The 25,191-nt window shown below is 69.9% G+C and carries 23 protein-coding genes and 1 pseudogene; 10 read left to right on the top strand and 14 right to left on the bottom strand.

What is annotated here, in order from left to right; genetic code table 11:
- Positions 1–205: 205 nt before the first annotated feature.
- The 3 genes from AMK22_RS26820 to AMK22_RS38600 all read right to left on the bottom strand — a co-directional run bounded on the left by AMK22_RS26820 (position 206) and on the right by AMK22_RS38600 (position 2,174).
- Positions 206–445, bottom strand: a complete 240-nt coding sequence (locus tag AMK22_RS26820) for a hypothetical protein (RefSeq protein ID WP_073789123.1) — start codon at positions 443–445, stop codon at positions 206–208.
- 29 nt (positions 446–474) lie between these two features.
- The gene (locus AMK22_RS26815) at positions 475–1,524 is read right to left on the bottom strand and encodes a hypothetical protein (protein WP_143203600.1); all 1,050 of its coding nucleotides are present in this window, start codon (positions 1,522–1,524) and stop codon (positions 475–477) included.
- A 212-nt stretch (positions 1,525–1,736) separates the two neighbouring features.
- Positions 1,737–2,174, bottom strand: a complete 438-nt coding sequence (locus tag AMK22_RS38600) for a type VII secretion target (protein ID WP_107430640.1) — start codon at positions 2,172–2,174, stop codon at positions 1,737–1,739.
- Positions 2,175–3,130: 956 nt separating this feature from the next.
- Here AMK22_RS38600 and AMK22_RS26810 point away from each other — a divergent pair.
- The 5 genes and pseudogenes from AMK22_RS26810 to AMK22_RS26790 form a co-directional block, all read left to right on the top strand.
- Positions 3,131–3,658: pseudogene (locus tag AMK22_RS26810) on the top strand (HAD family hydrolase); the annotation flags it as partial.
- Between the two features lie 961 nt (positions 3,659–4,619).
- Positions 4,620–4,961: a hypothetical protein gene (locus AMK22_RS26800; protein WP_199883325.1), complete on the top strand. Its 342-nt coding sequence runs from the start codon at positions 4,620–4,622 to the stop codon at positions 4,959–4,961.
- 295 nt (positions 4,962–5,256) lie between these two features.
- On the top strand, positions 5,257–5,463 hold the full coding sequence (locus tag AMK22_RS39230) for a hypothetical protein (RefSeq protein ID WP_143203599.1): 207 nt from the start codon (positions 5,257–5,259) through the stop codon (positions 5,461–5,463).
- A 253-nt stretch (positions 5,464–5,716) separates the two neighbouring features.
- Entirely contained in the window at positions 5,717–6,592 is an 876-nt protein-coding gene (locus tag AMK22_RS26795) for a L,D-transpeptidase family protein (RefSeq protein ID WP_242434144.1), read from the top strand.
- 84 nt (positions 6,593–6,676) lie between these two features.
- Positions 6,677–7,258 (top strand): Uma2 family endonuclease, encoded by a 582-nt coding sequence (locus tag AMK22_RS26790; RefSeq protein ID WP_073789118.1) that lies wholly within the window; start codon positions 6,677–6,679, stop codon positions 7,256–7,258.
- Positions 7,259–7,373: 115 nt separating this feature from the next.
- Here the strand turns inward: AMK22_RS26790 and metG are convergent, their stop codons facing one another.
- The gene (gene metG / locus AMK22_RS26785; protein ID WP_073789116.1) at positions 7,374–9,005 is read right to left on the bottom strand and encodes a methionine--tRNA ligase; all 1,632 of its coding nucleotides are present in this window, start codon (positions 9,003–9,005) and stop codon (positions 7,374–7,376) included.
- Positions 9,006–9,197: 192 nt separating this feature from the next.
- Between metG and AMK22_RS26780 the strand changes: the two genes are divergently transcribed.
- Together AMK22_RS26780 and AMK22_RS26775 are read left to right on the top strand one after the other, a co-directional pair.
- Entirely contained in the window at positions 9,198–9,851 is a 654-nt protein-coding gene (locus AMK22_RS26780) for a response regulator transcription factor (RefSeq protein WP_073789152.1), read from the top strand.
- A gap of 272 nt (positions 9,852–10,123) precedes the next feature.
- Complete coding sequence (locus AMK22_RS26775) at positions 10,124–11,335, top strand: sensor histidine kinase (protein WP_073789151.1); 1,212 nt, start codon at positions 10,124–10,126, stop codon at positions 11,333–11,335.
- On the opposite strand, the gene AMK22_RS26770 is transcribed toward AMK22_RS26775, so the two are convergent.
- Entirely contained in the window at positions 11,269–13,128 is a 1,860-nt protein-coding gene (locus tag AMK22_RS26770; RefSeq protein ID WP_073789114.1) for a VWA domain-containing protein, read from the bottom strand. The two genes, AMK22_RS26775 and AMK22_RS26770, sit on opposite strands and share 67 nt — an antisense overlap.
- Before the next feature lie 661 nt (positions 13,129–13,789).
- Between AMK22_RS26770 and AMK22_RS26765 the strand changes: the two genes are divergently transcribed.
- Positions 13,790–14,191, top strand: coding sequence for an RNA-binding S4 domain-containing protein (locus tag AMK22_RS26765; RefSeq protein ID WP_073789113.1), 402 nt, complete (start codon positions 13,790–13,792; stop codon positions 14,189–14,191).
- A gap of 114 nt (positions 14,192–14,305) precedes the next feature.
- Here AMK22_RS26765 and AMK22_RS26760 read toward each other — a convergent pair whose 3' ends face one another.
- The 4 genes from AMK22_RS26760 to AMK22_RS26745 are packed head-to-tail and all read right to left on the bottom strand — an operon-like array spanning position 14,306 to position 18,753.
- The gene (locus tag AMK22_RS26760; RefSeq protein ID WP_073789111.1) at positions 14,306–16,318 is read right to left on the bottom strand and encodes an FUSC family protein; all 2,013 of its coding nucleotides are present in this window, start codon (positions 16,316–16,318) and stop codon (positions 14,306–14,308) included.
- A 36-nt stretch (positions 16,319–16,354) separates the two neighbouring features.
- On the bottom strand, positions 16,355–16,651 hold the full coding sequence (locus tag AMK22_RS26755) for a DUF2630 family protein (RefSeq protein WP_073789109.1): 297 nt from the start codon (positions 16,649–16,651) through the stop codon (positions 16,355–16,357).
- A gap of 23 nt (positions 16,652–16,674) precedes the next feature.
- On the bottom strand, positions 16,675–17,730 hold the full coding sequence (locus tag AMK22_RS26750; RefSeq protein ID WP_073789107.1) for an NADP-dependent oxidoreductase: 1,056 nt from the start codon (positions 17,728–17,730) through the stop codon (positions 16,675–16,677).
- A 12-nt stretch (positions 17,731–17,742) separates the two neighbouring features.
- Positions 17,743–18,753: a hypothetical protein gene (locus tag AMK22_RS26745; protein WP_242434143.1), complete on the bottom strand. Its 1,011-nt coding sequence runs from the start codon at positions 18,751–18,753 to the stop codon at positions 17,743–17,745.
- A gap of 184 nt (positions 18,754–18,937) precedes the next feature.
- On the opposite strand from AMK22_RS26745, the gene AMK22_RS26740 reads away from it, so the two are divergent.
- Positions 18,938–19,348, top strand: a complete 411-nt coding sequence (locus tag AMK22_RS26740; protein ID WP_073789105.1) for a hypothetical protein — start codon at positions 18,938–18,940, stop codon at positions 19,346–19,348.
- Positions 19,349–19,545: 197 nt separating this feature from the next.
- Here the strand turns inward: AMK22_RS26740 and AMK22_RS26735 are convergent, their stop codons facing one another.
- The 4 genes from AMK22_RS26735 to wrbA all read right to left on the bottom strand — a co-directional run bounded on the left by AMK22_RS26735 (position 19,546) and on the right by wrbA (position 22,972).
- Positions 19,546–19,968 carry a universal stress protein gene (locus AMK22_RS26735; protein ID WP_073789103.1) on the bottom strand — a complete coding sequence of 141 codons (423 nt, stop codon included), beginning with the start codon at positions 19,966–19,968 and terminating at the stop codon, positions 19,546–19,548.
- Positions 19,969–20,233: 265 nt separating this feature from the next.
- Entirely contained in the window at positions 20,234–20,914 is a 681-nt protein-coding gene (locus tag AMK22_RS26730; protein ID WP_391673887.1) for an FMN reductase, read from the bottom strand.
- A gap of 5 nt (positions 20,915–20,919) precedes the next feature.
- Positions 20,920–22,074, bottom strand: coding sequence for an LLM class flavin-dependent oxidoreductase (locus AMK22_RS26725; protein ID WP_073789101.1), 1,155 nt, complete (start codon positions 22,072–22,074; stop codon positions 20,920–20,922).
- 280 nt (positions 22,075–22,354) lie between these two features.
- Complete coding sequence (wrbA, locus tag AMK22_RS26720; protein ID WP_073789099.1) at positions 22,355–22,972, bottom strand: NAD(P)H:quinone oxidoreductase; 618 nt, start codon at positions 22,970–22,972, stop codon at positions 22,355–22,357.
- A 408-nt stretch (positions 22,973–23,380) separates the two neighbouring features.
- On the opposite strand from wrbA, the gene trpS reads away from it, so the two are divergent.
- Entirely contained in the window at positions 23,381–24,484 is a 1,104-nt protein-coding gene (gene trpS, locus AMK22_RS26715; RefSeq protein WP_079186410.1) for a tryptophan--tRNA ligase, read from the top strand.
- A 73-nt stretch (positions 24,485–24,557) separates the two neighbouring features.
- Here the strand turns inward: trpS and AMK22_RS26710 are convergent, their stop codons facing one another.
- Positions 24,558–25,178 carry a 3'-5' exonuclease gene (locus AMK22_RS26710; RefSeq protein ID WP_079186409.1) on the bottom strand — a complete coding sequence of 207 codons (621 nt, stop codon included), beginning with the start codon at positions 25,176–25,178 and terminating at the stop codon, positions 24,558–24,560.
- Positions 25,179–25,191 lie beyond the last annotated feature (13 nt).

Here is a 25,191-nt window from a genome sequence, read left to right as displayed (position 1 = left end):
CGGGCCCCTGGTTTCGGGTGCCCCAGGTTCCACGTGAAACAGCTCCCGGCCGGATTCTCCGGCCGGGAGCTGTTCGCCGTCATGCCGCGTGTGGCGGGCGGTGGCATGGCCCCCGCATACGAGGTCACGCAGGACAACGAGGGCGTGACTCACGCCCTTGCGCACCGAGACCGAGCGCGATACGTCCGGCTTGGAAGTGGCAAGGTCACCGATAGTGTCTCTGACCTTTGGACCGAATCACCAAGGCGTATACGCTTCCTATCACGACGAGCAATCCCAGTGTGCCGATCCCGAGAAATGAAAGGATTTCGCCGACGCCCGCCCCGTCGGAGATTCCGAAGACCGTCCCCATTACGCCCGCTGCGACCCCGATGAACCCCATGATCAGGGTCCGGTGGTTCCCGAGGAACCCGCCGATCAAAAACTGTCTGGCCCGTCCGGACATGCGTCGCATCCCTTTCAATTTTTCACGCCCTACTTCCAGTGAACATTTCCTGGATCCTTTGGCGCCATGATTTTCGCGTTGGGCTCGTTCGAAGCATGCTGCGCCGGGGTGTAGTAGAAATCCAGTCCAGTGGCAACAAGCGCAGCAGGGACGCCGAACACCTTCCCGCCCAGGCTTCCAGCCCTGTTCATCAAGGTCGGCTTTCGGTGCCGCCCTCCGCCGCCAGAAGTCTCCATGAGCCAGGCCTCCATGCCGGCCGCATAGGCGGGTGTCCCGCCGATGAAATAAGACCTGGCGCTGGCCCAGTCCTTCTTGCCGATGCTGTCCACGCTGTTCATCCAAGCCCTGTAGCTAAGGAATTCTGCCACCGGCTTGATGGTACTATTGCCGAATTTGCCGCGGGAAGCGTTATCGATCCGTGTCTGAATCTCCTGGTCGGAGAGTTCTTTGAGGGAGATCTTCTTCCCCTTCCCTCCTGAACTGTCCAGACCGTTCTCTCTGCGCATCTTCCGGGCCTCCACGAGAGAGGCCGGAGCGGTGGGGAGGAATCCGATGTCGTAGCTCTCGCTCATATTCTGCAGTGCCCAACGAAGCGTGGAGTCGGCCTCCTCGGCATCCTGCAGAACCTGTAGCGTTCTTTTCTTGTACGAGGATATGGTGGTCTGGTATGCGGTTGTCAGGCTATCGAAGTCTTTCGGTTCAACCTTTCTCGGGTCCACGAAAACCGACCCGTCAGTCAAGTTGATCGAAAGGTGCTCATGCCCTTCGAGGCCGTTCACCATGTTTTCCAGCTCACCTTTCAGTGAGCGAAATGTGTTGAGACAGTTGCTCAAGAGTTTGTGAACACTCTTTGCTTCGTTCTCCGAATTATCGATCTGATGTGAGAGTCCGTTCAGTTCGGTAAAAGCTGCTTGTGCCGCTTCTCCCTCCCAGTCCGACTCCCGGAGCCCCTTTGCCACTTCATTTTTGAAGGTCGAGCCGGCGCTGTGAATGAGTGCAGGTAGGTTTGCCCAGGCGTCGACGGCGGCAGAGAATTTATCAAGATTCACTCCGCTGAGTTCCGCATATGTCAACGACATGCAAGTCCCCCAAGGGTCGTTCTTATCTGTTGGTCGTGGCGCTGGTGATGGTTGGCCTGAGCGCGGTGTTGGAACTGTCTTAGGGGGCTCGGTCCCCGCCACGCCAAACCCGGCATCGGGTGCCTTTGTATGGCTTCGGCCTCACCGGCCGTGCGGACGGGGCACACGAAAATCCCTCTCCCTCGCGCAGAGGCAGAGATTTATGGAAACTCTCAGATGGTGTCGCCCGGTTTGTATGTGCCCGCACCGCTAAAGCTGTTTCGTATATCTATGTCTTGAGCTGTGAAGCTGTCCGCCGATGATCTCAGGTTTGCGGCGAGTCCCTCATCTCCGATCGCGCCGACAACGTATTTGACACCCTTCTTCCAGGATTCGATGAAGCTGATGAATGCCTCATCGCATGTGAACCCCTTCATGGATCCGGACACTTCGGAGGTTTTTGATACCGCAACAGAATGCGCCTCCCGGAATTCCTTTGCCGCCTTTTCCTCCGCCTTCTTCGCGAAGCTTCGAAGGGTCCCTGGGGTCACGTGCAGCTTCTTTTTGGAATCCTGCCCCGTTCCGCCAGGGGCCTGATTCAGGCGCATTCGTGTGGAATGTTCCGCTCGTGCAGCGGCCTTGAGTTGCTCCCACTCGTTCTCAAAAGACATCTTTTTCCCCTGGTAAGGGACGTCCCTTCATCCCCGGCAGGCATGCCGGCGGCAGCCGTGGCACTTCGCCAATTCGCTGGAGTACCCGCATACGTCCGGGTATGTGGACATCCTGCTTCGCGGTGATGAGCCGCGTTCGATGTCACGCTGCTCCACCGTGGAGGAGGGGACCGCCACTGGTTTTCCAACTTTCGCTATTCAAGGCGCAGTTCGCGGGTATCCCCGGAGGGGTGGCCCGTCCATGTACCGTAGCCGACGAGTGGATATGGAGCAGAGACCGCCCGGCGGCCTCCCGCCCAGGTTTCGGATTGGTCGTGTGGAGTGGCACAGCCGCATCAGTCCGGCCGGGCGTCGTGCAGTCGCATACTGGACGTATGCCGATGTTCCGGCAATGCGGCGAGGTGCCGCAGCTGTCGTCGCGTGCCCGCCAGGGATTACTGGACAGCCCTTAGTCGAACCTGGTCGAGATGCCGCACCACACAACTGCAAAAGCGGGTTGTCCATGGGGGCGGGCCAGGTAATACCGACTGGATGTACCAAACAGAGCACGTGACGGAGATCGGCGGGGACGACGACGTCGCCCGACTCCAGAGCCTTTTTCGAAGCTGATCCCGAGTACGCACAAAGAACTTCAGGCCTGCCCGTTGGGGCTGCGGAAGCGCTGATCGGCCTCCCGTGCACCTTGTGCAGCTACGGGACGTCAAGCCGTCCGAGACCTTCGGCCGTGTGCCGCGCAGCCTGCTGACCCGCTACGCCCCCAGGAACGACGCATCCACGCTTCAGCCGTTCGCATCGATCTCCCACCTGTTCCGCGAGTTCCGGCACACCCCTGGCGGCTGGAGACCCGCTGCTGGAACGCGCGTGACGCTGACCCGCCTCCCGTCGGCAACTTGCCGTAGTCCCGCCGGAACGGTCGTCCACGTTGGGCATCGACGGAACCTCGTAGGCTCGCCCGGGTGAAGACGATCGTGTTCGACATCGGTGAAACCCTCGTACGCGACGACCGTTACTGGGCGTCCTGGGCCGACTGGCTCTCCGTGCCCAGACACACCCTGTCCGCCCTCGTCGGCGCCGTCACCGCCCAGGGCCTCGACAACGCGGAAGCCCTCCGTCTCCTGCGTCCCGGCATCGACATCCCCGCCGAGTACGCGGCCCGCGAGGCCGCAGGTCGCGGCGAACACCTCGACGAGACCGACCTGTACGAGGACGTGCATCCCGCGCTCGCCGCACTGCGGGAACTCGGCGTCCGGGTCGTCATCGCGGGCAACCAGACGATCCGCGCAGGGGAACTGCTCCGCGACCTGGATCTGCCGGCCGACTTCATCGCCACCTCCAAGGAATGGCGCTGCGCCAAGCCGTCGGGGGACTTCTTCGCACGCGTCCTCGACGCCTCCCAGGCCAGGGCCCGGGACACCCTATACGTCGGTGACCACCCCATGGACGACGTCTTCCCCGCCCGCGCGGCCGGACTTCGTACGGCACATGGTGCAGCAGACCGGCGGCTACACGGGGACGATCAGCCGAGGTTTCCCCTGTTCCGCCGTGTAGTCGATCGTTTGCCACGTACCGGACGACGGCTCCGTGGCATGGGGAAACCCGATGGTCAACGAGGTGTGGTCGACCATCCATTGGTTCCGTGCGTGGTACGCGGAGGCCCGCAGATCGGCCGCGCCGAGTTCGACGATCTCCGCGATACGGTCTCTCGTTCGAGTGATGGCCTGCTGCGCCTCGGCCGGTTGTTGACCCACGGTGCCCGGAGCCACGACCGTGATTCCCGCGTCGGTCCGCTCCGCGAGCCAGAGCAGGCTGAGTGAGTCGATGCCCATTGCGCCTCCCAGGTAGAAGTGGCCGCCGTGCACGAAGGGGCCCAGATAGTCGGTGAAGAGCTGGTCGTATGCGACGGGCGGGCGATGTCCTGTGTTCCGGGTGCCGGTGATCGTCACCGCTTTCTTGATCAACTTCGTGTCATGGGTCGTCATATCCCGCCGTCCCGGCTCGCTTGAGAGTGTCGGTGCATGGACGCTACCGACCTTCAGAAATTGGTGGACCACTCACGAGGTCATGGGCCACAGGCCGCGCTTGCACCCGAGTTGCGTCATCGCGCGAGCAGCCCGTTGCACAGGCCGCTCGTGGAAGACGTCGCCGTCATCGGTGGAGGCTGCGCCACGGGTTTCGAGTATGAGATGAGCGAGCGGGGAAGCGAGCGGCAGTGCGCCGCCCGCACCGGGTACTTCCTTGCCGTTCCTGCCTCCAACCACGTGGGAACGACATGACCGGGGTACCGGTAAGGACGGCGGATGCCGCGTACCGGACGCCGATCGGCCGCACCCGCACCACCTGCTGGGCAGGCATCTCGTGCCCGACCGTGCCCCGGACAGGCCGGAGTTGGCACGCATTCCGGGGCCCGGCGCAGCCGGCAGCGCGTCGGCGAGGTCCGGGATGTCGATGACGATCAAGGTGTACGAGGTGGACCGGTACGGGCGGACGCGTGTCGTCCGGCCGAAGGCCGAGGTCGTTCCGGCCGAGACGGTGGAGCTGTCGGCGGAGTTTCCGGCCTGTCGGTGCGACCGGTGCAAGGGGGGTGGAGTGACGGCGCAATCGCGTCCACAACCGATTCCGGCGGTCGCGAACCCCGGATCCGGCTGGTGCCACTGGCACAAGGGCCCGTCCGGGACCACCGTCCTGATCGAGATCGTCGACCAGGGATCGGACCCCGGGACCGCCCTGTACGCGTGCGCCCCGTGCCGGGAGCAGCGCCGCCTGGTTTCGTACGGCGAACGGCCATGACCGCGCGGACGTCGGCCCGGCCGGGGCTCGCGCCTGCGTGTCGGATCGGTGAGCACGAGGAGTGTCCGGGGCCGGGCGTCACGCGACGGCCGGGAGCTCCGGAGTGGGAGGTGCCGATCGAGGACCGGCGGTGCGCCTGCCCCTGCCACCGGCCCGCATGGCACCGCTGCCGAGAGAACGGGAGGTCGTATGCAGTGTCCTCGATGCGGCAAGCGGATGAGCCGGAACGTCGGTGGCTGGTGGACGTGTTGGAGCTGCGGAAACACCATGCCTGGACACAGATACGGGGAGCCGGGTGAACTGCCCTTCATGCGGTGGACGACTGTGCCCGTCCCGAGGAGACGCGTACCGGTGCACGCGGTGCTCGTACGAGATCGGCGCTGACGCCTGGCGACTCCACCAAGGGCTGCTGGCCGGGCTCGACGCCGACCAGGACGCGTTCTTCGTGCGGGTGCGGCTGCGTACCGCGCGCCTTCGAGCGCTGGAACCCGCGTGGCACTGATCGCCGGACCGCTCCGCGCGCTTCCAGCGGCCGGGACTGGGGCCGACTCAAGGACAAACGGCCGAACGATGGCGGTGCACATACCGCCGTATGGCCCTCGTGCGGATTCGCGTTCTCGTGACTCGGCGTTGACTGGGGTCGGCGGGGCCGAGCGTGACGGCGAGTCCCTTCGAGCCGCATGTCCGTGACCGACCCGATCTACCCGGCCCGCGTCGCACCGCGCCGCCGCACGTCCGCTGAGGAGAGAGAGCCCGTGTCCGTGTCCCGTACGTCGGCCGCCCGGCGTCGCCCTCCGTCCGCCGTCCGGGCCGGTGCCTGCGTTGTCGCGATCCTGGCGCTCGCCGCCTGTGGCGATACGGCCGTCACCGACATCGCCTCCCGCGCCACCCCGGCGCCGTCCGCCTCCTCCACCGGGACCGCCGGGGCGCAGGCCGGGGACGGGCGGGGTGGTCGGAAGCCGTCCGCGGGCTCGCAGGCGGACGGGCCGCCGGGACGGGCCGCCGCGCCAGCGCCGCAGGTCCCGGGCGTCCAGCCCGCCCTGATCCCCGGGCTGGGGCTGCGGACCAGGGGCCGGATTCCGGCCGAGACCCGGCAGGCGCTCGTGGTCACCGGCGACGCCTACGACTCCAGCCTGTCCACTGCCACGCTCTACACCCGCGACGACCCCGCCCGGGGCTGGCGGGCGGCCACCCCCCGTTGGGCGGCCCACAACGGGCTGAACGGCTGGGCCGACAACCACCGGGAGGGTGACCTCCGCACCCCGACCGGGGTCTACGGGCTGACGGCGGCGGGCGGTCGGTCCGCGGCGCCGAACACCGTGTTCCCGTACGAACAGGACCCGGCCTACACCGTGAGCGGCGAAGGGTTCGACGGTGAACCCCTCGAAGGCTCTTTCGATTACGTCGTCGCGATCGACTACAACCGGACCCCCGGTGTCTCCCCCCTGGACCGCGAACGCCCGCTCGGCCAGGAGCGGGGCGGCGGCATCTGGCTCCACGTGGATCATGGGGGCCCGACGCAGGGCTGTGTCTCGCTGCCCGTGGAGCACATGAAGGAACTGCTGAAGCTGCTCGACCCGCGGAAGAACCCTGTGGTGGTGATGGGGGACGCCGAGTGGCTTGAGCGGTGAAGCGAGCCCCGGCCAGGGCGTGTGTCCGTACGCTGGACGCAGTCCCGTTTCCGGACGCCGTTCCGTTTCCGGCAGGAGGCAGTGATGACCGTGGTTGAGGAGAGCGTGCTGACCCAGGAGGTCTTCGAGGACCTCGCCCGTCACGCCATACGCGCCGACGAAGCGCTGCGTCTGGAGTTCGTGAACGGGAAACTGGGGGTCAAGGCCGTGCCGGATGGGGATCACGGGCGAATCATCGAGTGGTTGACGCGCCTGTGCATGCAGGCCGACTCGGCGCGATGGCTGTACGCCGAGCAGGGGCTGCGGATCGGGACGTACCGCAAGGGCAACGCACGTCCGGATGGTTCGCTCGCCCGCAGCGGCGCTTTCGTCGGTCAGGGGGAGTGGGCCAGTCCCGACGGCGTGCTCATGGTCGTCGAGGTGACCTCCTACGACGAGGACACCGACCGCCGGGACCGGGTCGAGAAGCCGCGCGCCTACGCCGAGACCGGGATTCCCGTCTATCTGCTGATCGACCGCGACAGTTGCGAGGTCAAGGTGCACTCGGAGCCCGACGGCGTGCGGTACGAGCGCGTGGTGACGGTGCCGTACGGGAAGACCGTCGAGCTGCCCGACCCGGTCGGCATCGAGCTGGACACCGAGCCGCTGAAGGACTGGGTTCGCTGAAGGACCGGGTTCGACGAAACGAGTGCGCCGGTGGTGTGCGCGCACGATCGAGGGCCGGGACCGCTGCGTCGAGCAGATGTCCCGGCCCTCACCGTTCGCGCGGGAGAGGCGTGCGTTACGCCGGCTTCTCCTCCAGGCGGGGGAACAGCACCGCGCCCTTCGTGACCGTGGTGCCCGCCGGGAGGCGGCCCCAGTCGCCCGCTTCCTGGACGCGCTGGTCGGACAGCGCCCCCAGGGACGCCTCGGCGCCCAGCGAGTCCCACAGCTTCTGCGAGGTCTCCGGCATCACGGCGTTCAGCAGCACCGCGACACCGCGCAGCGACTCGGCGGCCGTGTACAGGATCGTCGCGAGGCGGGCCCGGCCCTCGGGAGAGCCCGCTGCGTCAGCAGCATCGGAGAACGCAGCCTTGGCGACCTTCCAGGGCTCCTGCTCCGTGATGTAGCCGTTGACCTGCTTCACGAAGTCGAAGATCGCCAGGATGCCGGCCTGGAAGTCCAGCTCCTCGCCGATCTTCTGGTCGGCCGTGGCGACGGCCTTCGCAAGCCCCTCCTGGACGGCCTTCTCGGCGTCGCCCGCGGCGGTGGCCTCCGGGAGCACTCCGTCGAAGTACTTGCCGACCATCGCGGCGACGCGCGAGGCGAGGTTGCCGTAGTCGTTGGCCAGCTCGGAGGTGTACCGGGCGGAGAAGTCCTCCCAGGAGAACGAGCCGTCGCTGCCGAACGCGATGGCGCGCAGGAAGTACCAGCGGTACGCGTCCACGCCGAAGTGCGAGGTCAGGTCCTGCGGCTTGATGCCGGTCAGGTTCGACTTCGACATCTTCTCGCCGCCGACCATCAGCCAGCCGTTGGCCGCGACCTTGCCCGGCAGCGGCAGGCCCTGCGCCATCAGCATCGCGGGCCAGATCACCGCGTGGAAGCGGAGGATGTCCTTGCCCACCAGGTGCACGTTCGCCGGGAACGTCCCGTCGAACTTCTCCTGGTTGGCGCCGTAGCCGACCGCCGTGGCGTAGTTCAGCAGCGCGTCGACCCACACGTAGATGACGTGCTTCTCGTCCCACGGCACCGGGACGCCCCAGTCGAAGGTGGAGCGCGAGATGGACAGGTCCTGGAGACCCTGCCGGACGAAGTTCACGACCTCGTTGCGGGCGGACTCGGGCTGCACGAAGCCGGGGTTGTTCGCGTAGAACTCCAGCAGCTTCGGGCCGTACGCGCTCAGCTTGAAGAAGTAGTTCTCCTCCTTGAGGATCTCCACCGGCTTCTTGTGGATCGGGCACAGCTTGACGCCGTCCTCGTCCTCGATCAGGTCGCCGGGGAGCTTGTACTCCTCGCATCCCACGCAGTACGGGCCCTCGTAGCCGCCCTTGTAGATCTCACCCTTGTCGTACAGGTCCTGCACGAACTCCTGCACCCGGTCGGTGTGCCGCTTCTCCGTCGTACGGATGAAGTCGTCGTTCGCGATGTTCAGGTGCTCCCAGAGGGGCTTCCACGCCTCCTCCACGAGCTTGTCGCACCACTCCTGCGGGGTGACATCGTTCGCCTCGGCAGTGCGCATGATCTTCTGACCGTGCTCGTCCGTGCCGGTGAGGTACCACACCTTCTCGCCGCGCTGGCGGTGCCAGCGCGTGAGCACGTCGCCTGCGACGGTCGTGTAGGCGTGGCCCAGGTGAGGAGCGTCGTTGACGTAGTAGATGGGGGTCGAGACGTAGTACGCCGTCGCCCCCTGCTTCTCGGATCCAGTGGCCGCCATGGGCAAAATCCTAACGGCCTGCCGAAGATCGACTCACACCGATTACGGCCGGTGGCGGTCGGGGCCGGGAGCGTGCCGGGACGCCCCGGGCCGTGCGGAGACCTCTGCGAAACATGCCTTCCCCTAACAAAGACGCATCCTGGGAGGGAGTGGACACGCATGCACGGGGCACACGAAGCAGGGGACATCACGATGCGGGTACTGGTCGCCGAGGACGAGGAGATGCTGGCGGAGTTGGTCGCCACCGGGCTGCGACGGGCCGGATTCGCCGTCGACACCGTGTACAGCGGTGACGCCGCCCTCGCCTACCTGGGGCTGCACGACTACGACGTCGTCGTCCTCGACCGTGATCTGCCACGGGTGCACGGCGACGACGTGGCGCGCAAACTGGTCGCCACCGGCTCCCGGACCAGGATCCTGATGCTCACCGCCGCCGGTTCCATGGAGGACCGGGTCGCCGGGCTCGATCTCGGTGCCGACGACTACCTGGGCAAGCCCTTCGAGTTCCCGGAGCTGGTCTCGCGGGTACGGGCGCTGCGGCGGCGCAGCGCGCGCCCCGTACCACCGCAGCTGGAACGGCACGGCATCCGGCTCGACACCGTGCGGCGCACCGCCTCCCGGGAGGGCCGGGAACTCGACCTCTCGCCGAAGGAGTTCTCGGTGCTCCAGCTGCTGCTGGAGGCCGACGGTGCGACCGTCAGCGCGGAGGAGCTGCTGGAGCGGGCCTGGGACGCCAACGCCGACCCCTTCACCGGAGCCGTCCGGGTCTGCATGAGCAAGCTGCGGGGGAAGCTCGGGGAACCCGCGCTGATCCGTACGGTGCAGGGTGTGGGGTACGCCCTGTGAACGGCGATTCCTCTCCGTCGTCGGGTGCGTCGGGTGCGTCGGGCTCGTCTCCCTCGTCTCCCTCGTCACGCCCGTCACGCCCGTCTGGCTCGTCTGGCTCGTCGCACGGGAAGTGTGGGGTGTGCGGGAAGCGTGCGTCGCGGGTACACCGTGATGCCGCGCGTGTGCCGTGTCAGGGCGGGCGCGTTCCGCGTGATGCCGCGCGCGTGCCGCGAGCGCCTCGTGTTCCCGGTGCCGCCTTTCGCGTACCGCGCGTCTTCCGCGTCCCGCGCCTGCGCTGTCCGCCGCTCATCCGGCATTCCACGATCCGGACCCGGATCGCGCTCGTGTACGGCGGGGCCTTCCTGGTGCTGGGCACGGCACTGCTCGCCACCGTCAACCTCGCCTCGCGCGCGGGCACGGACTCCCAGGCGCGGGACATCGCGCGCACGGCCGCGGTCGTCCAGCCCGGTTACGCCGTCAACGGCCCCCTCGTCACCCGGCGCACGCTCGGGCCGCCGACCGTCTACGACCTCACCGACCACGTCAGCGACGCCGCCGGTCATCAGCTGCTCATCTGGTCCGTCGCCTCGCTGCTCGTCATGACGGCGTGCGCGGTCGGGGTGGGATGGTGGACCGCGGGGCGGGTCCTGCGTCCCGTCCACACCATGACCGCCAAGGCGCGCCGGCTCTCCGAGCACACCCTCCACGAGCGCATCGCGGCCCATGGCCCCGACGACGAGCTGAAGGAACTCGGCGACACCCTCGACGCCCTGCTGGCCCGGCTGGAGAAGGCGTTCGACAGCCAGCGGCGGTTCATCGCCAACGCCTCGCACGAACTGCGGACCCCGCTCGCCACCCAGCGGGCCGCGATCCAGATCGGCCTGGACGACCCGTCCCAGGAGGATCTCGTACGGACCCGGCAGACGCTGCTGGACAACAACCGGCGCAGCGAACGGCTCATCGAGGGGTTGCTGGTCCTGGCCCGCAGCGAACGCGGGCTCGCGGCGGGCGAGCGGGAGGAGGTGGACTTCGCGCGGGTCGTGTCGGAGGAGGCGGCCCGGCACCCGGGTGTGCGGGTCGACACCGGGCCCTGCACGGTGCGGGGTAACCGGATGCTGCTGGCCCAGCTGGTGGCGAACCTGCTGGCCAACGCCGTCACGTACAACGTGCCCGACGGGACCGTGGAGGTGTCGGCGGTGACGGCCGGCGAGAGCGTGCTGCTGGAGGTGCGCAATACCGGGCCGGTGGTGGACGCCGAGGACGTCCCCGGGCTGTTCGAGCCGTTCCGGCGCGGTGAGGGCAGGGACCGGATGGGGCGCGGGTCGGGGCTGGGCCTGTCGATCGTGCGCTCCATCGCGGTCGCGCACGACGGTACGGTCACGGCGGTGCCCGGGCCCGGGGGCGGGCTCGCCGTGACCGTACGTCTGCCGACGGATCAGGCCTCGGTGGCCGCCGCTCGGTCCGCGATCCAGGCGGGGAGGGCGGCGAGGACCTCGCGGTAGAAGGTGGCGTCCGGGACCTCGCGGGGGGCGGGGCCCGCGTGGAAGAACCCGGCGTTCGGGGCGTCCAGCTTCCGTAGGAAGTCGAAGCCCTTCGCGTCCTCTTCGCCGAACGCGACGAACTGGAAGAACAGTGGCAGCCGCGCCGCGTCGGCGAGCGCCTGCTTCGCGGCCTGCTTGGCGTCCGGCGGGCCGTCCGTCTGGAAGACCACCAGGGCGGGACCGGTCGCCTCCGACTTCTCGTAGTGCGTGACGATCTCCTCGACGGCGCGGTGGTAGTTCGTACGGCCGAGGCGGCCCAGACCCGCGTTCATCTCGTCGATGCGGCCCTCGTGACCGGCGAGCTCGACCGTGCCGGTGCCGTCGATGTCGGTCGAGAAGAACACGACCTGAACGGTGGCGGTCTCGTCCAGGTGCGCGGCGAGGGCCACGGCGCGGTCGCCGAGGTGCTGGGCGCTGCCGTCCTTGTAGAACGGGCGCATGGAGCCGGAGCGGTCGAGGACGAGGTAGACGGTGGCGCGCAGGCCGGTCAGCCCGTGCGCCTTGAGCCCGGCCTGGGCGGCCTTGTACGCGCCGACGAGGCCAGGCGCACGGGTCTTGACGCGAGCGAGCGAGAGGGCCGGCTTGGGGGCCGGTGCCGCAGCGAGGGGGGTCGAGGCGGCGGACTCCGGGGCGGACTCCGGCTCGGGGGCAGGGGAGGGAGCGGACGAGGGGGCCGGTGCGGCGTCCGGGGCGGCGGTGGTGGTGGCCGTGGTGGTGGCGGCAGGTTCGGGGGTGGGTTCCGGCTCGGCCGGGATCGCGACGGCTTCGGGCCCGGGAGCCGCGGTGGCGTCGGCCTCGGGGGCCGGCTGCGGCTCGGTCTCCGGCGTCGACTCGGGGGCCTCGGCGGTGGTGAGCGGCTCGGGCTCGGGCTCGGCGTCGACCTCGGGCCGGGCGGGGGTCTCGACGACCGGGGCGGCCTCGACGGCGGATTCGGCCTCGACGATGAGTTCGGCCTCGGCCTCGGGTTCGGCCTCGGGTTCGGCCTCGGGTTCGGCTTCGGCCTTGGGTTCGACCTCGGCCTTGGGTTCGATCTCGGCCTTGGGCTCGGCCTCGGCCTCGGGTTCGGCCTCGGTCTCGTCCTTGAGTGGTTCCGGCTCGGTCTCGGCGGCGGTCTCTGCGATGGTCGCGGCCACCGGCTCGGGTTCGGGCCGCGCGACGGTCGGCTCGGACCCGGCGACAGCCTCGGCCTCGTCGGCCTCGTCGGCCTCGTCGTTCTTCGGCTCGGTGACCACCGCCTCCGCGGCATCTGCTTCCGCGATCTCCGCGACCGCCTCCGCTGCGGGCTTCCGCTCCGCGGCCTCCGGTTCGTCCGCCGACGCCGCCGACGCCGACACCGCGACCGGCTCTGAATTCGATTCAGGCTTCGGCTCCGACACGGAAACCGGCTCCGACACCGGTTCCGGCTCGTCCGACTTCGGCTCGTCCGACTTCGGCTTCGAGGCCGAACCCTGCGACGGGAACGAGGGGATGGATGCCTTGTCGAAGGCCGCCGCCACCAGGTCCGACGCCAGGCCGGTGCTGCCGTCGCTCTCGGCGGACCGGGGCGAGGCGGGGGCCGGGATCGAAGCCTTGGGGGCCGGGTCGGTTGCGTGCGCCGGGGCCTGCGCCGTGGCCGGCTCGTCCGCCGGTGCCGCGACCGGCTCCGACTCCGCGGGCGCGATGCGTTCGGTCTGGGGCGGGACCGTGGCCGTCGGCGCGTCCTGCTCCGCGCGGTCACGGCCGAACACCTTGCGCAGCAAGCTCCGAATGCCCATGGGCGAGGCCTTTCGCGTGAGTGGGGTGCGATGAATGTCCGACCTGCGGGAATTGATCCCTGGCCAGGGCGGATATGTAAGGTTAGCGGCCGGATCCGGCCCTTCGTCGGCACGGCCCGCCCGTGAGAAAACCGATCGGCGAACGATCTCCCGCCGAGCCCCGAACGAGCCCTGTGCGCATGCCGTACGGGCCTGATGTGCTTCGTTCAAATGTACTGACGTGGGGCCCGAATTGCCTTGTCGACGTGAGCGGCCGGTGCATGTGGCGGGAAGTCAGGTGCACCGTTGTCCGCTATTCACCCGCATTGCCAAGAAGGGCCTTCATATGGGGAAACCCTCTCGTCGAACACGTATTGCGGCTTGTGCCGTCGCGGGCGGAGCGCTGCTTTCCGGACGGGCCGCCGACTCCAAGTCGGCGAACGTGTAGATCCTGCAGTCGTCGTTCGGGCCCGAGGACTTCTACCTGGCGCACGGGCGCGGTGACGGCTTCGCGCCGCAGCTGTGGTCACTGAGCGAGCATGCGCCGAGCAAGCGCGGGGCGTGCAAGCACGAGCTGTACAGCTACAACATGTCGGAGGTCATCGACGACTTCGGCTGAGGCCCGGGACCTCGTGAATGATCCGGCCTGACCCGACGCCCGCGCCGCACTACAGTCGGACACATGGTTTCCGGTGAGGCGCCGCAGGCGGAGGGCAGTGCCCGGGTTGACGTCTGGATCTGGTCGGTCCGGTTGACGAAGACCCGTTCGCAGGCCGCTGCCGCCTGCCGTGCGGGGCATGTGAAGGTCGCCGGTGAGCGTGCCAAGCCCGCTCAGACGGTGCGCGTCGGCGACGAGGTACGGCTTCGGCACGCGGGCCGGGACCGGATCGTGGTCGTGTCGAAGATCGTGAAGAAGCGGGTCGGCCCACCGGTGGCGGTTGAGTGCTTCATCGACAACAGTCCGCCCCCGCCGCCGCGCGAGGCGGCGATCCAGGTCCCGGTACGCGACCGGGGCGCGGGGCGGCCGACGAAGCGGGACCGGCGGGAGATGGACCGGCTGCGGGGCGGCGATTCCATGAGGTGAGCGGCGGCCCCGGCTCCTGACTGTGCGGCCATGGTCCGGACCGTGACCGTGCGGCCATGGCCCGGACCGTTCGTACGACTGCGGCCGTGTCCGCGGCCGGGGCCACGACCACGGCTACGGCTGGGGGGACGCGATGGCCCGTGCCGCCGCCACCTCCCGGCGCAGGGGGGCCAGCACCCCCTTCTCGTCGCCCGGCAGTTCGGCACGCACCTCCACCAGGACCTCGCTCGACCGTATCCCGTCGGCGAGTTCCATCAACTGCCGCCGGACCTCCGCCACTTCCTCCGCCGGTGGTTCCGGCGCTCCGTGGTTGACCCGGACCCGGGCCGCCGTCGTCGCGTCCACGATGCGCTCGACGGCGACGACCAGCGGCCACCAGGCGGCGGCCCGGGCGCCGACCGGGGGCGGTTCGGTCAGCGCGCGCTGGAACTCGGACCGTACGACCGACAGATCGCGGTAGATGCGGCGCCGGGCCCGCAGACGCTCCGCCCGGTCGCCCGCACCACTGCTCCCGGGGCCCTGGGCGCTCGCCCGGCTCCCGCCTCCCCCGCCGTACGCTTCCGGCTCGAACGCGCAGGCCACGTAGTCGGCGATGTCCGTCACCACGTCCGCGAGCCGGTGCCCGACGCGGGCGTGCCAGCTCTCCGGCCACAGGAGGTAGCCCGCCACGAGCACGATGGCGCAGCCGATCAGACTGTCCAGGAAGCGCGGCCAGACCAGGTCGAAGCCCTCGTGGTTCAGCAGGTCGGACAGGAGCAGGATGACCGGGGTGATGGCCGCGGTCTGGAAGGCGTAACCCTTCGCCGTGAACGCCGGGATCAGCGCCGCGAGCAGCACCATCACCGGCACGTCCCACCAGCCGATCGGCACCGCGGCGAGTACCGGCGCGGCGACCACGAGCCCGGCCGCCGTGCCCACCGAGCGCAGCACGGCCCGCGAGAACACCGAGCCGAAGTCCGGCTTGAGGACGAACGTGACGGTCAGCGCGACCCAGTAGGAGCGCGGCACCGGGACCAGCGAGGTCAGGGCCTGGGCCAGGCCGACGCACAGGGCGAGCCGCAGCCCGTACCGCCACGAGGCCCCGGTGAACAGCACGCTGCGAGCGGTCCGCCGTACGCGTACCCCGAGCGCCGCGGGGCGTCCGAGCCGGTCGTCGACGTTGTACGGGTCGGGATCGGCCTTGTGCACGACGGTCGCGGCGTGCCTCAGTGCGCTGTCCACGGCCCGGGTCGCGGGCGAGTCCGGGGCGGGCAGGCCGAGTCCGGGGCGGCCCGTACGGCTCTCCTCGACGGCGGCGGCCAGTTCGCGTACCGCCTCGGGGATCGCGTCCGGCAGCCGGATCCCGCGCACATGGACCGCGGGCGCCGCCTCGACGAGCGGGATGACGACGTTGAGCTGGGCGAGCAGCCGCACCATGGCGTTGCTGCGGCCGTGATAGCGGGCCCGGCGCGCCAGGATCAGGTCGTACGAGGTGTTGAGGGACTGCGTGACGGCCTGGCGCCGTTCGTCGTACGCGTCGCCGCCCGCGGCGGCCAGCAGATCGGCGACCGCGAGATAGGTGCCCGCGACCGCGACCCGCTCCGGCAGTTTCCGCCGCAGCGGCCAGGCCAGCAGGGTCAGGGCGAGGACGAACAGACCGCCGACCGTGAGCAGCAGCGGGGCCGCCCACCAAGGTTCCGGCATCGGCAGACCGGCGCCGACCACCGCGTTGAGCAGGAGCAGCAGCCCGGACACGGAGGCGACCGCGCCGATCGTCGACATCATCCCGGAGACCAGGCCGACCACCGTCAGCGCGGCGACCGCCCCCCACCCCGTCCCGTACACCAGCGTCCCGAGCATGACGCCGAGCGCGCCGAAGAACTGCGGTACGGCGATGTTGAGTATGCGCATGCGGTACGCGTCGGCCGTGTCGCCGATGACGCCGGACAGCGCGCCCATGGAGACGAGCGCGCCGTACGCCGGCCGGCCGAGCGCGAAGCCGACGGCGAGCGGTGCGGCCAGGGCGATGGAGGCGCGGACGACCGCGGCCCAGGGCACGGGGGCGGACGACTGGGGGCGGAGCCCGCTCAGCAGCCAGGTGGGTGGAGTCGTGTGCCTGCGGCCGTTCCCGGTCTCCGTCTGGGTCAATGATTCCCCTCTGCCTCGTGTTCAGGTCCGGCGTGTTCAGCTCTGGTAGCCCTCGACCTCGTCGGCCGACCGGATCCTCGCGGTGGAGGGGTCCTCGCCCGCTTCCCGGAGTGCGCGGCGCTGCCTGAGCAGATCCCAGCACTGACCGAGCCGGATCTCGACCGCGTGCAGCCGCGACCTCTCGTCCGGGGCGAGGCCCATCTCCCGCGAGGAGCGGTCACGAAGGGTCCGTTCCTCGGCGACGAGGGCGCCGATGTCATCAATGATGTCGCGCTCCTCATTGTTCCTGTTGCGCTTGTTGTCCTTGTTGTCCTTGTTGATCTCGTTGTTCATGGTGCCTCCTGCGACGGCCGGGCTCAGAGCACGATCACGGTCTTGCCGCGTGCGCCGCCCGCCCGGTTCCGGTCGAGGGCCTGCGGCGCCCTCTCCAGCGGGAGTTCGGCGTCGATGGGCACGCGCAGTACGCCGTCGGCGGCACCCGCCGCCAGGATGTCGAGCAGGACCGGGGTGGGTTCGAGCCGGAAGTCGATGCCCGTCACCCCGACGGGGAGCGCCGCCCTCGCGGCGGCGTCGCGGGTACTGAGGGCGATGCCCCCGGCGCGTACCGGCGCGGCATGCGCGGCGAAGGCGTCCGGCGCGGCGCAGACCAGGTCGACGAGCGCGTCGACGCCGTCCGGGCAGACCTCCCGTACCGCCTCTTCGAGGGGGCGGGCCAGGGTGTCGACGGTGGTGGTGGCGCCCAGGGCGGCCATGCGCCTGCGCTCGTCGCCGCGTACGGCCGCGATCACGCGGATGTCCCGGGCCGCCGCGAGCTGGGTGAGGCAGCTGCCGACGCCGCCCGCCGCCCCGACGACCAGCAGGCTCTCGTGGCCGCGGAGCGCCACGGTCTCCAGGATCTGGGCGGCGGCCATCCCGGCGGACGGCAGCGCCGCCGCGACCTCGAGAGGGAGGCCGGGCGGGACGAGCGTGACGGCGGACTCCTGCGGCACGGTCAGGTAGTCGCAGCAGGTGCCGCCGACGGCGGGGCCGGCGGTACGGCCGAAGACCTGGTCGCCGACCCGGAAGCGGTTCGGGCCGCTGCCGATCTTCTCCACCCGTCCGGCGAAGTCCACGCCGAGGACCAGGGGGAAGGCAGGGGCGGGGGCGGGTGCGCCAGGGGCGGCGGCGCCGGGGGAGCCGCGTGCGTCGAGGGAGGAGCCGGGTGTGACGGGGGAGGAGCCGGGTGTGACGGGGGAGCTAGGTGTTTCGGTCGAGCCGGGTGTTTCGGTGGAGCCGGGCACGGTCTGCCAGTCGCAGGGGTTGAGCGCGGCGTACTCGACCCTGACCCGGATCTCCCCGGCCCCCGGTTCCGGCTTGGGCAACTCGACCAGTTCGGGCGCGGCCCGGAACGCGCTGACGGCTATCGCTCGCATGTGGATGACCTCTCAGTCGTCCCCGATACGGCAGTCACGGGAACCACTGTGTCCCGGCCCGTCCGCCGACGCACGTCGAGCCCGCCACGGCCCGGCCGGGACGCCGCCCCGCCGGGCGAGCACCGCGCACAGGGCCACCGCGAGCCCCGCGCCCAGCACCGTCCACGCCGTCGTGCGCAGCGAGCCCGTCAGCGCGTCGTACACCGCCGCCGCACCGCCCGTCTGACCGGCCGGCACCCCGGCCAGCACCCGGTTGCGGGCGATCGCGACCACCACGCGCAGCACCACCGCCCCCAGCGCGAAACCGAGCCCGACCAGCGCCGTGGCCGCGAGCGCGGCCTCCGTGCCCGCTGTGCCCCGTGTGCTCGCCCGGTCCCTCGCGTTCCTCGCGTCACCGGTGCCCGCCGCGCCGTGTTCGCCTCCCGGCCGCCCGGCGCGCGTCCGGGCCGCGATCCCGGCCACGACCACGGTCAGGACGGCGAACACCACCGTGCCGACGGCGGGCAGCACGCTTCCGGCACGCAGCAGGCGGAAGGTCTGGCGCAACTGGTCGGCGCGTTCGGCGGAGATGAGCGTGATCTCCGTGTGCTGGACCGGGATCCGGTCGGCGAACGGGATCCCGTCCGCCTTCAGGTTTTTCTTGATCCGCTCGGTCACGGGCGCCAGATCGATGGTGACGGCCTCGCCCGTGTTGCCGTTCAGCGCGGCGGTGACGGCCTCGTGGGCGGTGCGGTTGGTGGCGTTCCACGCGTCCTGGAAGGCGTCGGTGGTGGTGAAGGACAGCACTGCCTGGTGCAGGAAGTTCCGTACGACGTCGTGGATCGGCCCGGCGTCGATCTGCTGCATCGTCGCGTCGGTGATCTGGTCGGCGACGGTGGTGCGCACCTCCGGGTCGGAGGCGAGCGGGGCCACCGCGGCGACGTACCTGTCCGTGTCGTCGATCTCCAGGTCCACCCAGGCGGACAGCGCGCTCAGCGGGACGAGCACGGCGAGCAGCACCGGCACCACGACCGACAGCGTCATCGAAAGATATGTCCGCACCCCTCCAGGAAATCCCGTACGACGGCCCCGTGTCCCGGGCTCTGGGCCATCCGAGTTGCCGGGTGGAGTGGCCGGGTGTGCTCTGGAGGGAAAAGAGGATGGTGCGCCCCGGGGCGAAGAGGGGCGTCGTGTCCTGGAGGGGCGGCGACGGAAGGAGTTCTCCGCCATGGCCACTCACGTAGCGAGTCCGACACGCGGCCGGTCCCGGGGCCGGGCGCACGCGCGTCCGCGCAGCACGCTCGCCTGGGCGATGCCCGTCGTACTGGGTGCGGCGTACGGCCTGTACGCGTCGTTCATCCTCCGCAACCACGGCGCGAGCGGCGGCCGGCAGTTCTGGTACGGCCTGATCACGGCCGTGGTCCTCGGGGCACTCTGCTTCGTGCTGGGCCGATTCCAGCGCGGCATGATCCCCCTGATGCGGGCGGTGGCCTACGGGGCACTGACCTGGGCGGCGATCGGGCTGCTGGTGGGGCTGACCGGGTCGAGCGTGTTGCGGTCGTCGGCGCTGGGGCTGTCGGTCGGCCTCGGGATGTTCGTCACGGCGTTCTACCTCTTCTACACGCACGAGAGAGCGTGACATCCGCCGCCGGGGTCCCCCGGTACCACCGTGGGTGCCATCCGGCACGACCGGTACGACCTGCATGACCGGCACGACGACGGGCCCGCACGGAAATGTGTGCGGGCCCGTCGCCGTCATGATTCGTCATCACGCCGTCGTGGTGACATCGTCGTGGTGATTCGCGTGCGGCGTACCAGCTATGTCGCGGTGGTACGTCAGTCGCGTACGACCGTCACCGGGCACGGCGCGTGCTGGGTGACGTGGAGGCTGACCGAGCCGAGCAGCGTCGCCTTGAAACCGCTGTACCCGCGTGCGCCCACGACCAGCAGGTTCGCGCCCTTGGCCCGCTCCAGCAGGGACTGGGCCGGGTTGCCGATCACGATGACCTTGGTCACGTTGGCCGCGCCCTCGGCGCCCAGGGCCTCCTCCAGCGCCTCGGTGAGCGACACGGTCGCCAGGGCCTGCGGGTCGAAGTCCTCCGGCATGCCGGGCATCATGGACGCCCAACTGGTCGCCGGGTACTCCCAGCTGTTGACGGCTTCCACCGTGTCGCCGGTCAGCTCCGCCTGGCGTACGGCCCAGTGCAGCGCCTTGATCGACGACTCGGAGCCGTCAACGCCCACCACGATCCTGCCCATCTCTGCCTCCAGCTCGGTTCGGCTCAGTGCGCAGAGGCGGCACGCGAAGAAACCTCGTACACCCGGTGCGGGCCGCTTTCGCATGACGCATCTTTCACGCCAATGTAATCAAACAGGACAGATGTGTTGATGGCGCGGGCCTGTCGGTCCCGGCTGTCCGGCTGTTCGGCCCGAACCGTCCGGACCGACCGGGCCGATGGTCCCGGGCCGTTCGTCCCGGGACGGTCGGCCCGGACCGGGGGACGGAACGGGCCGACCGAACGGATCAGTCCAGCCGCAGGTCGGCGAGCTGCTGTTCGAACGGTATGACCTCGTCGTCGAGCCCGAGCGTCCTCGGTGCCCTGGAGGCCGCCCGGCCGCCCGTGAGCACGGCGGCGAGTTCGCCGCCCGCCCGCCGGATGCGGGACGGCAGGCCCTCGGTGTACTCGTCGCCGGACGAGCCCCAGTCCTCCGACGCCGCGTACACGGAGGTCGGCAGGACACTGGCCCGCAGGTAGGCGAAGAGCGGACGCATCGCGTGCTCCAGGACCAGCGAGTGGCGGGCGGTGCCGCCCGTCGCCGCGACGACGACGGGCTTGCCGGTGAGCGCGGTGTTGTCGATCAGGTCGAAGAACGACTTGAACAGCCCGCTGTACGACGCGGTGAAGACGGGCGAGACGGCGATCAGACCGTCGGCCTCCGTCACCTCCTTGATCGCCTCGTCCAGGGCGGCCGGCGGGAAGCCGGTCACCAGGTGGTTGGCGATGTCGACGGCCAGGTCGCGCAGCTCGATCAGCCGGACCTCGACCGTGCGGTCCTGCTCGGCCAGCAGCCGTTCGCGGGCCGCGCCGGCCAGCCGTTCGGCCAGCAGCCGGGTCGACGAGGGGCTGCTCAGTCCCGCCGACACGGCGACGATTCGCAGCGGCTCGGTGATGGGCAGGGTGGGCGTGCCGGGCGTGGTGGACACGGTGATCAGACCTCCTTCGCGGCGGTGGCGGCGGTGACAGGGGTGCGGGTCGTGGTGCCGTCGGCACCGGGGGCGTCGGCCGCGATGCCACGGGTGGCGGCGACGGCCGGGTGGAGCGGCGCGGCGTCCGGGACCCCGGCCGGCCGCAGGGCGGCGAACTCCTTGCGCAGCACCGGGACGACCTCCTCACCGAGGATGTCGAGCTGCTCCAGGACCGTCTTCAGCGGCAGTCCCGCGTGGTCCATCAGGAACAGCTGGCGCTGGTAGTCGCCGACGGCCTCGCGGAAGGTCAGGGTGCGCTCGATGACCTGCTGCGGGGAACCGACGGTCAGCGGGGTCTCCCGGGTGAAGTCCTCCAGCGAGGGCCCGTGCCCGTAGACCGGCGCGTTGTCGAAGTACGGGCGGAACTCCCGTACCGCGTCCTGCGAGTTCTTCCGCATGAACACCTGGCCGCCGAGGCCGACGACGGCCTGCTCGGCGGTGCCGTGCCCGTAGTGCGCGTACCGGCGGCGGTAGAGGTTCACCATCTTCTTGGTGTGCTCCATGGGCCAGAAGATGTTGTTGTGGAAGAAGCCGTCGCCGTAGTACGCGGCCTGCTCGGCGATCTCCGGGGAACGGATCGAGCCGTGCCAGACGAACGGCGGGACGCCGTCCAGCGGGCGCGGGGTCGCGGTGAACGACTGCAGCGGCGTACGGAACTTGCCCTCCCAGTCGACGACGTCCTCGCGCCACAGCTTGTGCAGCAGGGCGTAGTTCTCGATGGCGAGCGGGATGCCCTGGCGGATGTCCTTGCCGAACCAGGGGTAGACCGGGCCCGTGTTGCCCCGGCCCATCATCAGGTCGACGCGGCCGTCCGCGAGGTGCTGGAGCGTCGCGTAGTCCTCGGCGATCTTCACCGGGTCGTTGGTGGTGATCAGCGTGGTGGACGTGGACAGGATGATGCGGTCGGTGCGGGCGGCGATGTAGCCGAGCGTGGTCGTCGGCGAGGACGGGACGAACGGCGGGTTGTGGTGCTCGCCGGTCGCGAACACGTCCAGCCCGACCTCCTCCACCTTCTGCGCGATCGCGAGCGTCGCCTTGATCCGCTCGTTCTCGGTCGGTGTCCTGCCGGTGGTCGGGTCCGTGGTGACGTCCCCGACGGTGAAGATCCCGAACTCCATGGCCCGCCTCCGGTTTGTTGAACGTTGAACTACGTGAGCACACCCTACAACGGGACGGGCTCCTGGGCTATTCCGAGGGGGTGTGCCGCTGTTCCGCAGGCCGCTGTTCCGTTTGTCGCTGCTTCACGGGTCTGCGTTTCGCGGGTCTCCGTTCCGTGGGGGCCTGCCGGGGGCGGCGCGTGCCCTCCCGCGCGCATACGCCGAAGCGCCCGTCGCCGCGATGCGGGTGACGGGCGCTTCAGGGGGCGGGTGCGGCTCGGGCGCCGGGACCGGGTGTGGCTCAGGCGCCGAGGCCGGCCTTGAGGGCCGAGGCGATCTTGACGACGCGCTCGGCCTGGTGGCGCGCGGCGTCGCGCGTCTGGTCGCCGATCGGGTTGTTGCCCTGGGCGTCGACGTGGGAGGTGCCGTACGGGTTGCCGTCGACGAACTTCACCGCGTCGGTGTAGCCGGGGGCGACGACCAGGCCGCCGAAGTGGTGGATGGAGTTGTACAGGGCGAGAAGCGTCGACTCCTGGCCACCGTGGGTGGTGGCGGTCGTCACGAAGCCGCTGTACACCTTGTCGGCCAGGGCGCCCCGGGCCCACAGACCGCCGAGGGTGTCCAGGAACTGCTTGAGCTGCGAGGACACGTTGCCGAAGCGGGTCGGCGTACCGAAGATCACGGCGTCGGCCCACTCGACGTCGTCCGGCGTGGCGACCGGGATGCCGGCGCTGGCGGCGGCGTGCGCGGCCCATGCCTCGTTGGAGGCGATGGCGGCCTCCGGCGCGAGCTCGGCGGTCTTCAGCAGGCGCACCTCGGCACCGGCCTTGGTGCCCGCCTCGGCGATCTCCTTGGCGATCTCGGCGCTGAAGCCGGTGGAGGAGTAGTAGATGACAGCGAGCTTCACTGCGGTAGACATGGGACACATCTCCGTTCAGTACATGCGAGACATACAGGACAAGCCGGGCGGTCACCCGCGCCTGTACGGGGCGGCCATCATTTAACCATTTGGTTCATGCTTCAACGAAACTCCCTGGTCGATGCGCCAGGGGGCCCTGGCCGACGTGCTGGGGCGCGGGCTGGGGCATGTGGGCCATTCCCGTACTGCCGGGCGTACCGGCGCGTTACCATCGGGCCATGACCTACGCACCGTGCCGGAATTGGTGGCGCTCCTTCTAGGAGCGGCCACTCCACGCGCACGGAAACCAGGGCCGTTCGAATCGGACGGCCCTTCTCTCTGCCTCGTACGGGTGCGGATGCCGGTGGATTCCGGCGGGCCGTCCTCCACCCAGCCAGTACCGCAGCATCAGCGAGGAGAGACAGCCCCATGAACGCAGCCACCGCCACCGCCGACGCGCCCGTCGTCGAAGCCGTGCCCGCCGACGCCTCCGCCACCGACACCGCCGCCCTGCGACGCACCGCCGAGCTGGAGGAGCTGATCCGGCGGGCCCCGGAACGGTTCCGGGTGATGACCGGGGACCGGCCCACCGGACCGCTGCACCTCGGGCACTACTTCGGCACCCTCCACAACCGGGTCCGGCTCCAGAACCTCGGGGTGGACGTCTTCGTGATCATCGCCGACTACCAGGTGCTCACCGACCGGGACGTCGCCGACCGCCTTACCGAGCACATGGAGGCCATGGTCCTGGACTACCTGGCCGTCGGCGTCGACCCCGAGCGTTCGACGATCTTCAACCACAGCGCCGTGCCCGCGCTCAACCAGCTGATGCTGCCCTTCCTCAGCCTGATCTCCGTGGCCGAGCTCAACCGCAACCCCACCGTCAAGGACGAGATCGCGCACTCCCGGCAGTCGGCGGTGAGCGGCCTGATGTTCACGTATCCGGTGCACCAGGCCGCCGACATCCTGTTCTGCAAGGGCAATCTGGTGCCGGTCGGGCGGGACCAGCTGCCGCACCTCGAAGTGACCCGGACCGTCGCCCGCCGCTTCAACGAGCGGTACGGGCAGGTCTTTCCGGAGCCGGACGCGCTGCTCTCCGCCGCACCGCTGCTGCTCGGCACCGACGGCACCAAGATGAGCAAGAGCCGGGGCAACTCCATCGCGCTCGGCGCCACCGCCGACGAGACGGCGCGGCTGATCAAGGGCGCCAGAACGGACGCCGAGCGCCACATCACCTACGAGCCGGAGAACCGGCCCGGGGTGTCCTCGCTCGTCCTGCTGGCCGCGCTCTGCCTGGACCGCGACCCGCACGAGTTGGCGGAGGAGATCGGCGGCACAGGCGCCGCCGCGCTCAAGCGGACCGTGACCGAGGCGGTCAACGAACGGATGGCGCCGATCCGGGCACGGCGGGCCGAGTACGCGCGGGACATGGGCCATGTGCGGTCCGTGCTGCGGGCCGGGAACGTGCGCGCCAACGAGATCGCCGGGGCCACGCTGGACGAGGTGCGGGGCGCGATGGGTGGGGTGCTGTAGCCCTCTGCCCCATGGGCGCCCTGGCTCATGGGCGCCCTGCCCCGCGGCCGGTCGGCAGATATCTGTCGATGCATCAACTCATAGGGGAATCCGGTGAGTTCGGCCAGAAGCCCCGGGCCGCCGTGTCCAGGACCAGGGCCGCGATGTTCCAGGCGTCGTCGGCGCCGCTGTGGTGCCGGCCCTCCAGCGGAAGGCCGGCGATCCGCAGGGCCTGCGCCATGCCGGGGCGTTTGCGCAGGCCGTGGGCGGCGGTGAAGGGGAGCTTGGCGTTGGTGTGGTGCCGGCCGAACGGGTAACGGGTGCCGGTGGCCCGGCACTGGCGGGTGAACTGGTTGCGGTCGTAGTCGCCCCAGCTCGCCCAGGGCCGGATTCCCGCCTCGTGCTCCGACGCCAGTAGCCCGCACGCCTCGGCGAAGGAGACGCCGGTGCCCACCTCGGCCGCGGTCAGGCCGGTCAGTTCCGTGCAGAACGCGCTGACGGTCGACCGGGCCGGGCGGACCAGGATCCGGTGCCGGGCGACCCTTCCCCGGGCTCTCGACCCCGTTCGAGCAGGCGAGACCCCATCGGCCGCGCGCAGATCGACGACGGTCAGCCCGATCTCGATGATCTCGCTGACCGCGCCGGGCGGTGGCTGGCCGTCCCAGCACGTCGCCTCGACGTCGATCACGTTCAGGAGATCCGGTTCGGCAGCCATGGGGACGAGGGTA

The organism is Streptomyces sp. CB01580 (assembly GCF_001905795.1).
Taxonomy (GTDB): Bacteria; Actinomycetota; Actinomycetes; order Streptomycetales; family Streptomycetaceae; genus Streptomyces.
Note: the sequence above shows the minus strand (reverse complement) of the source record. Positions and strands in the feature narration are given on the sequence as shown.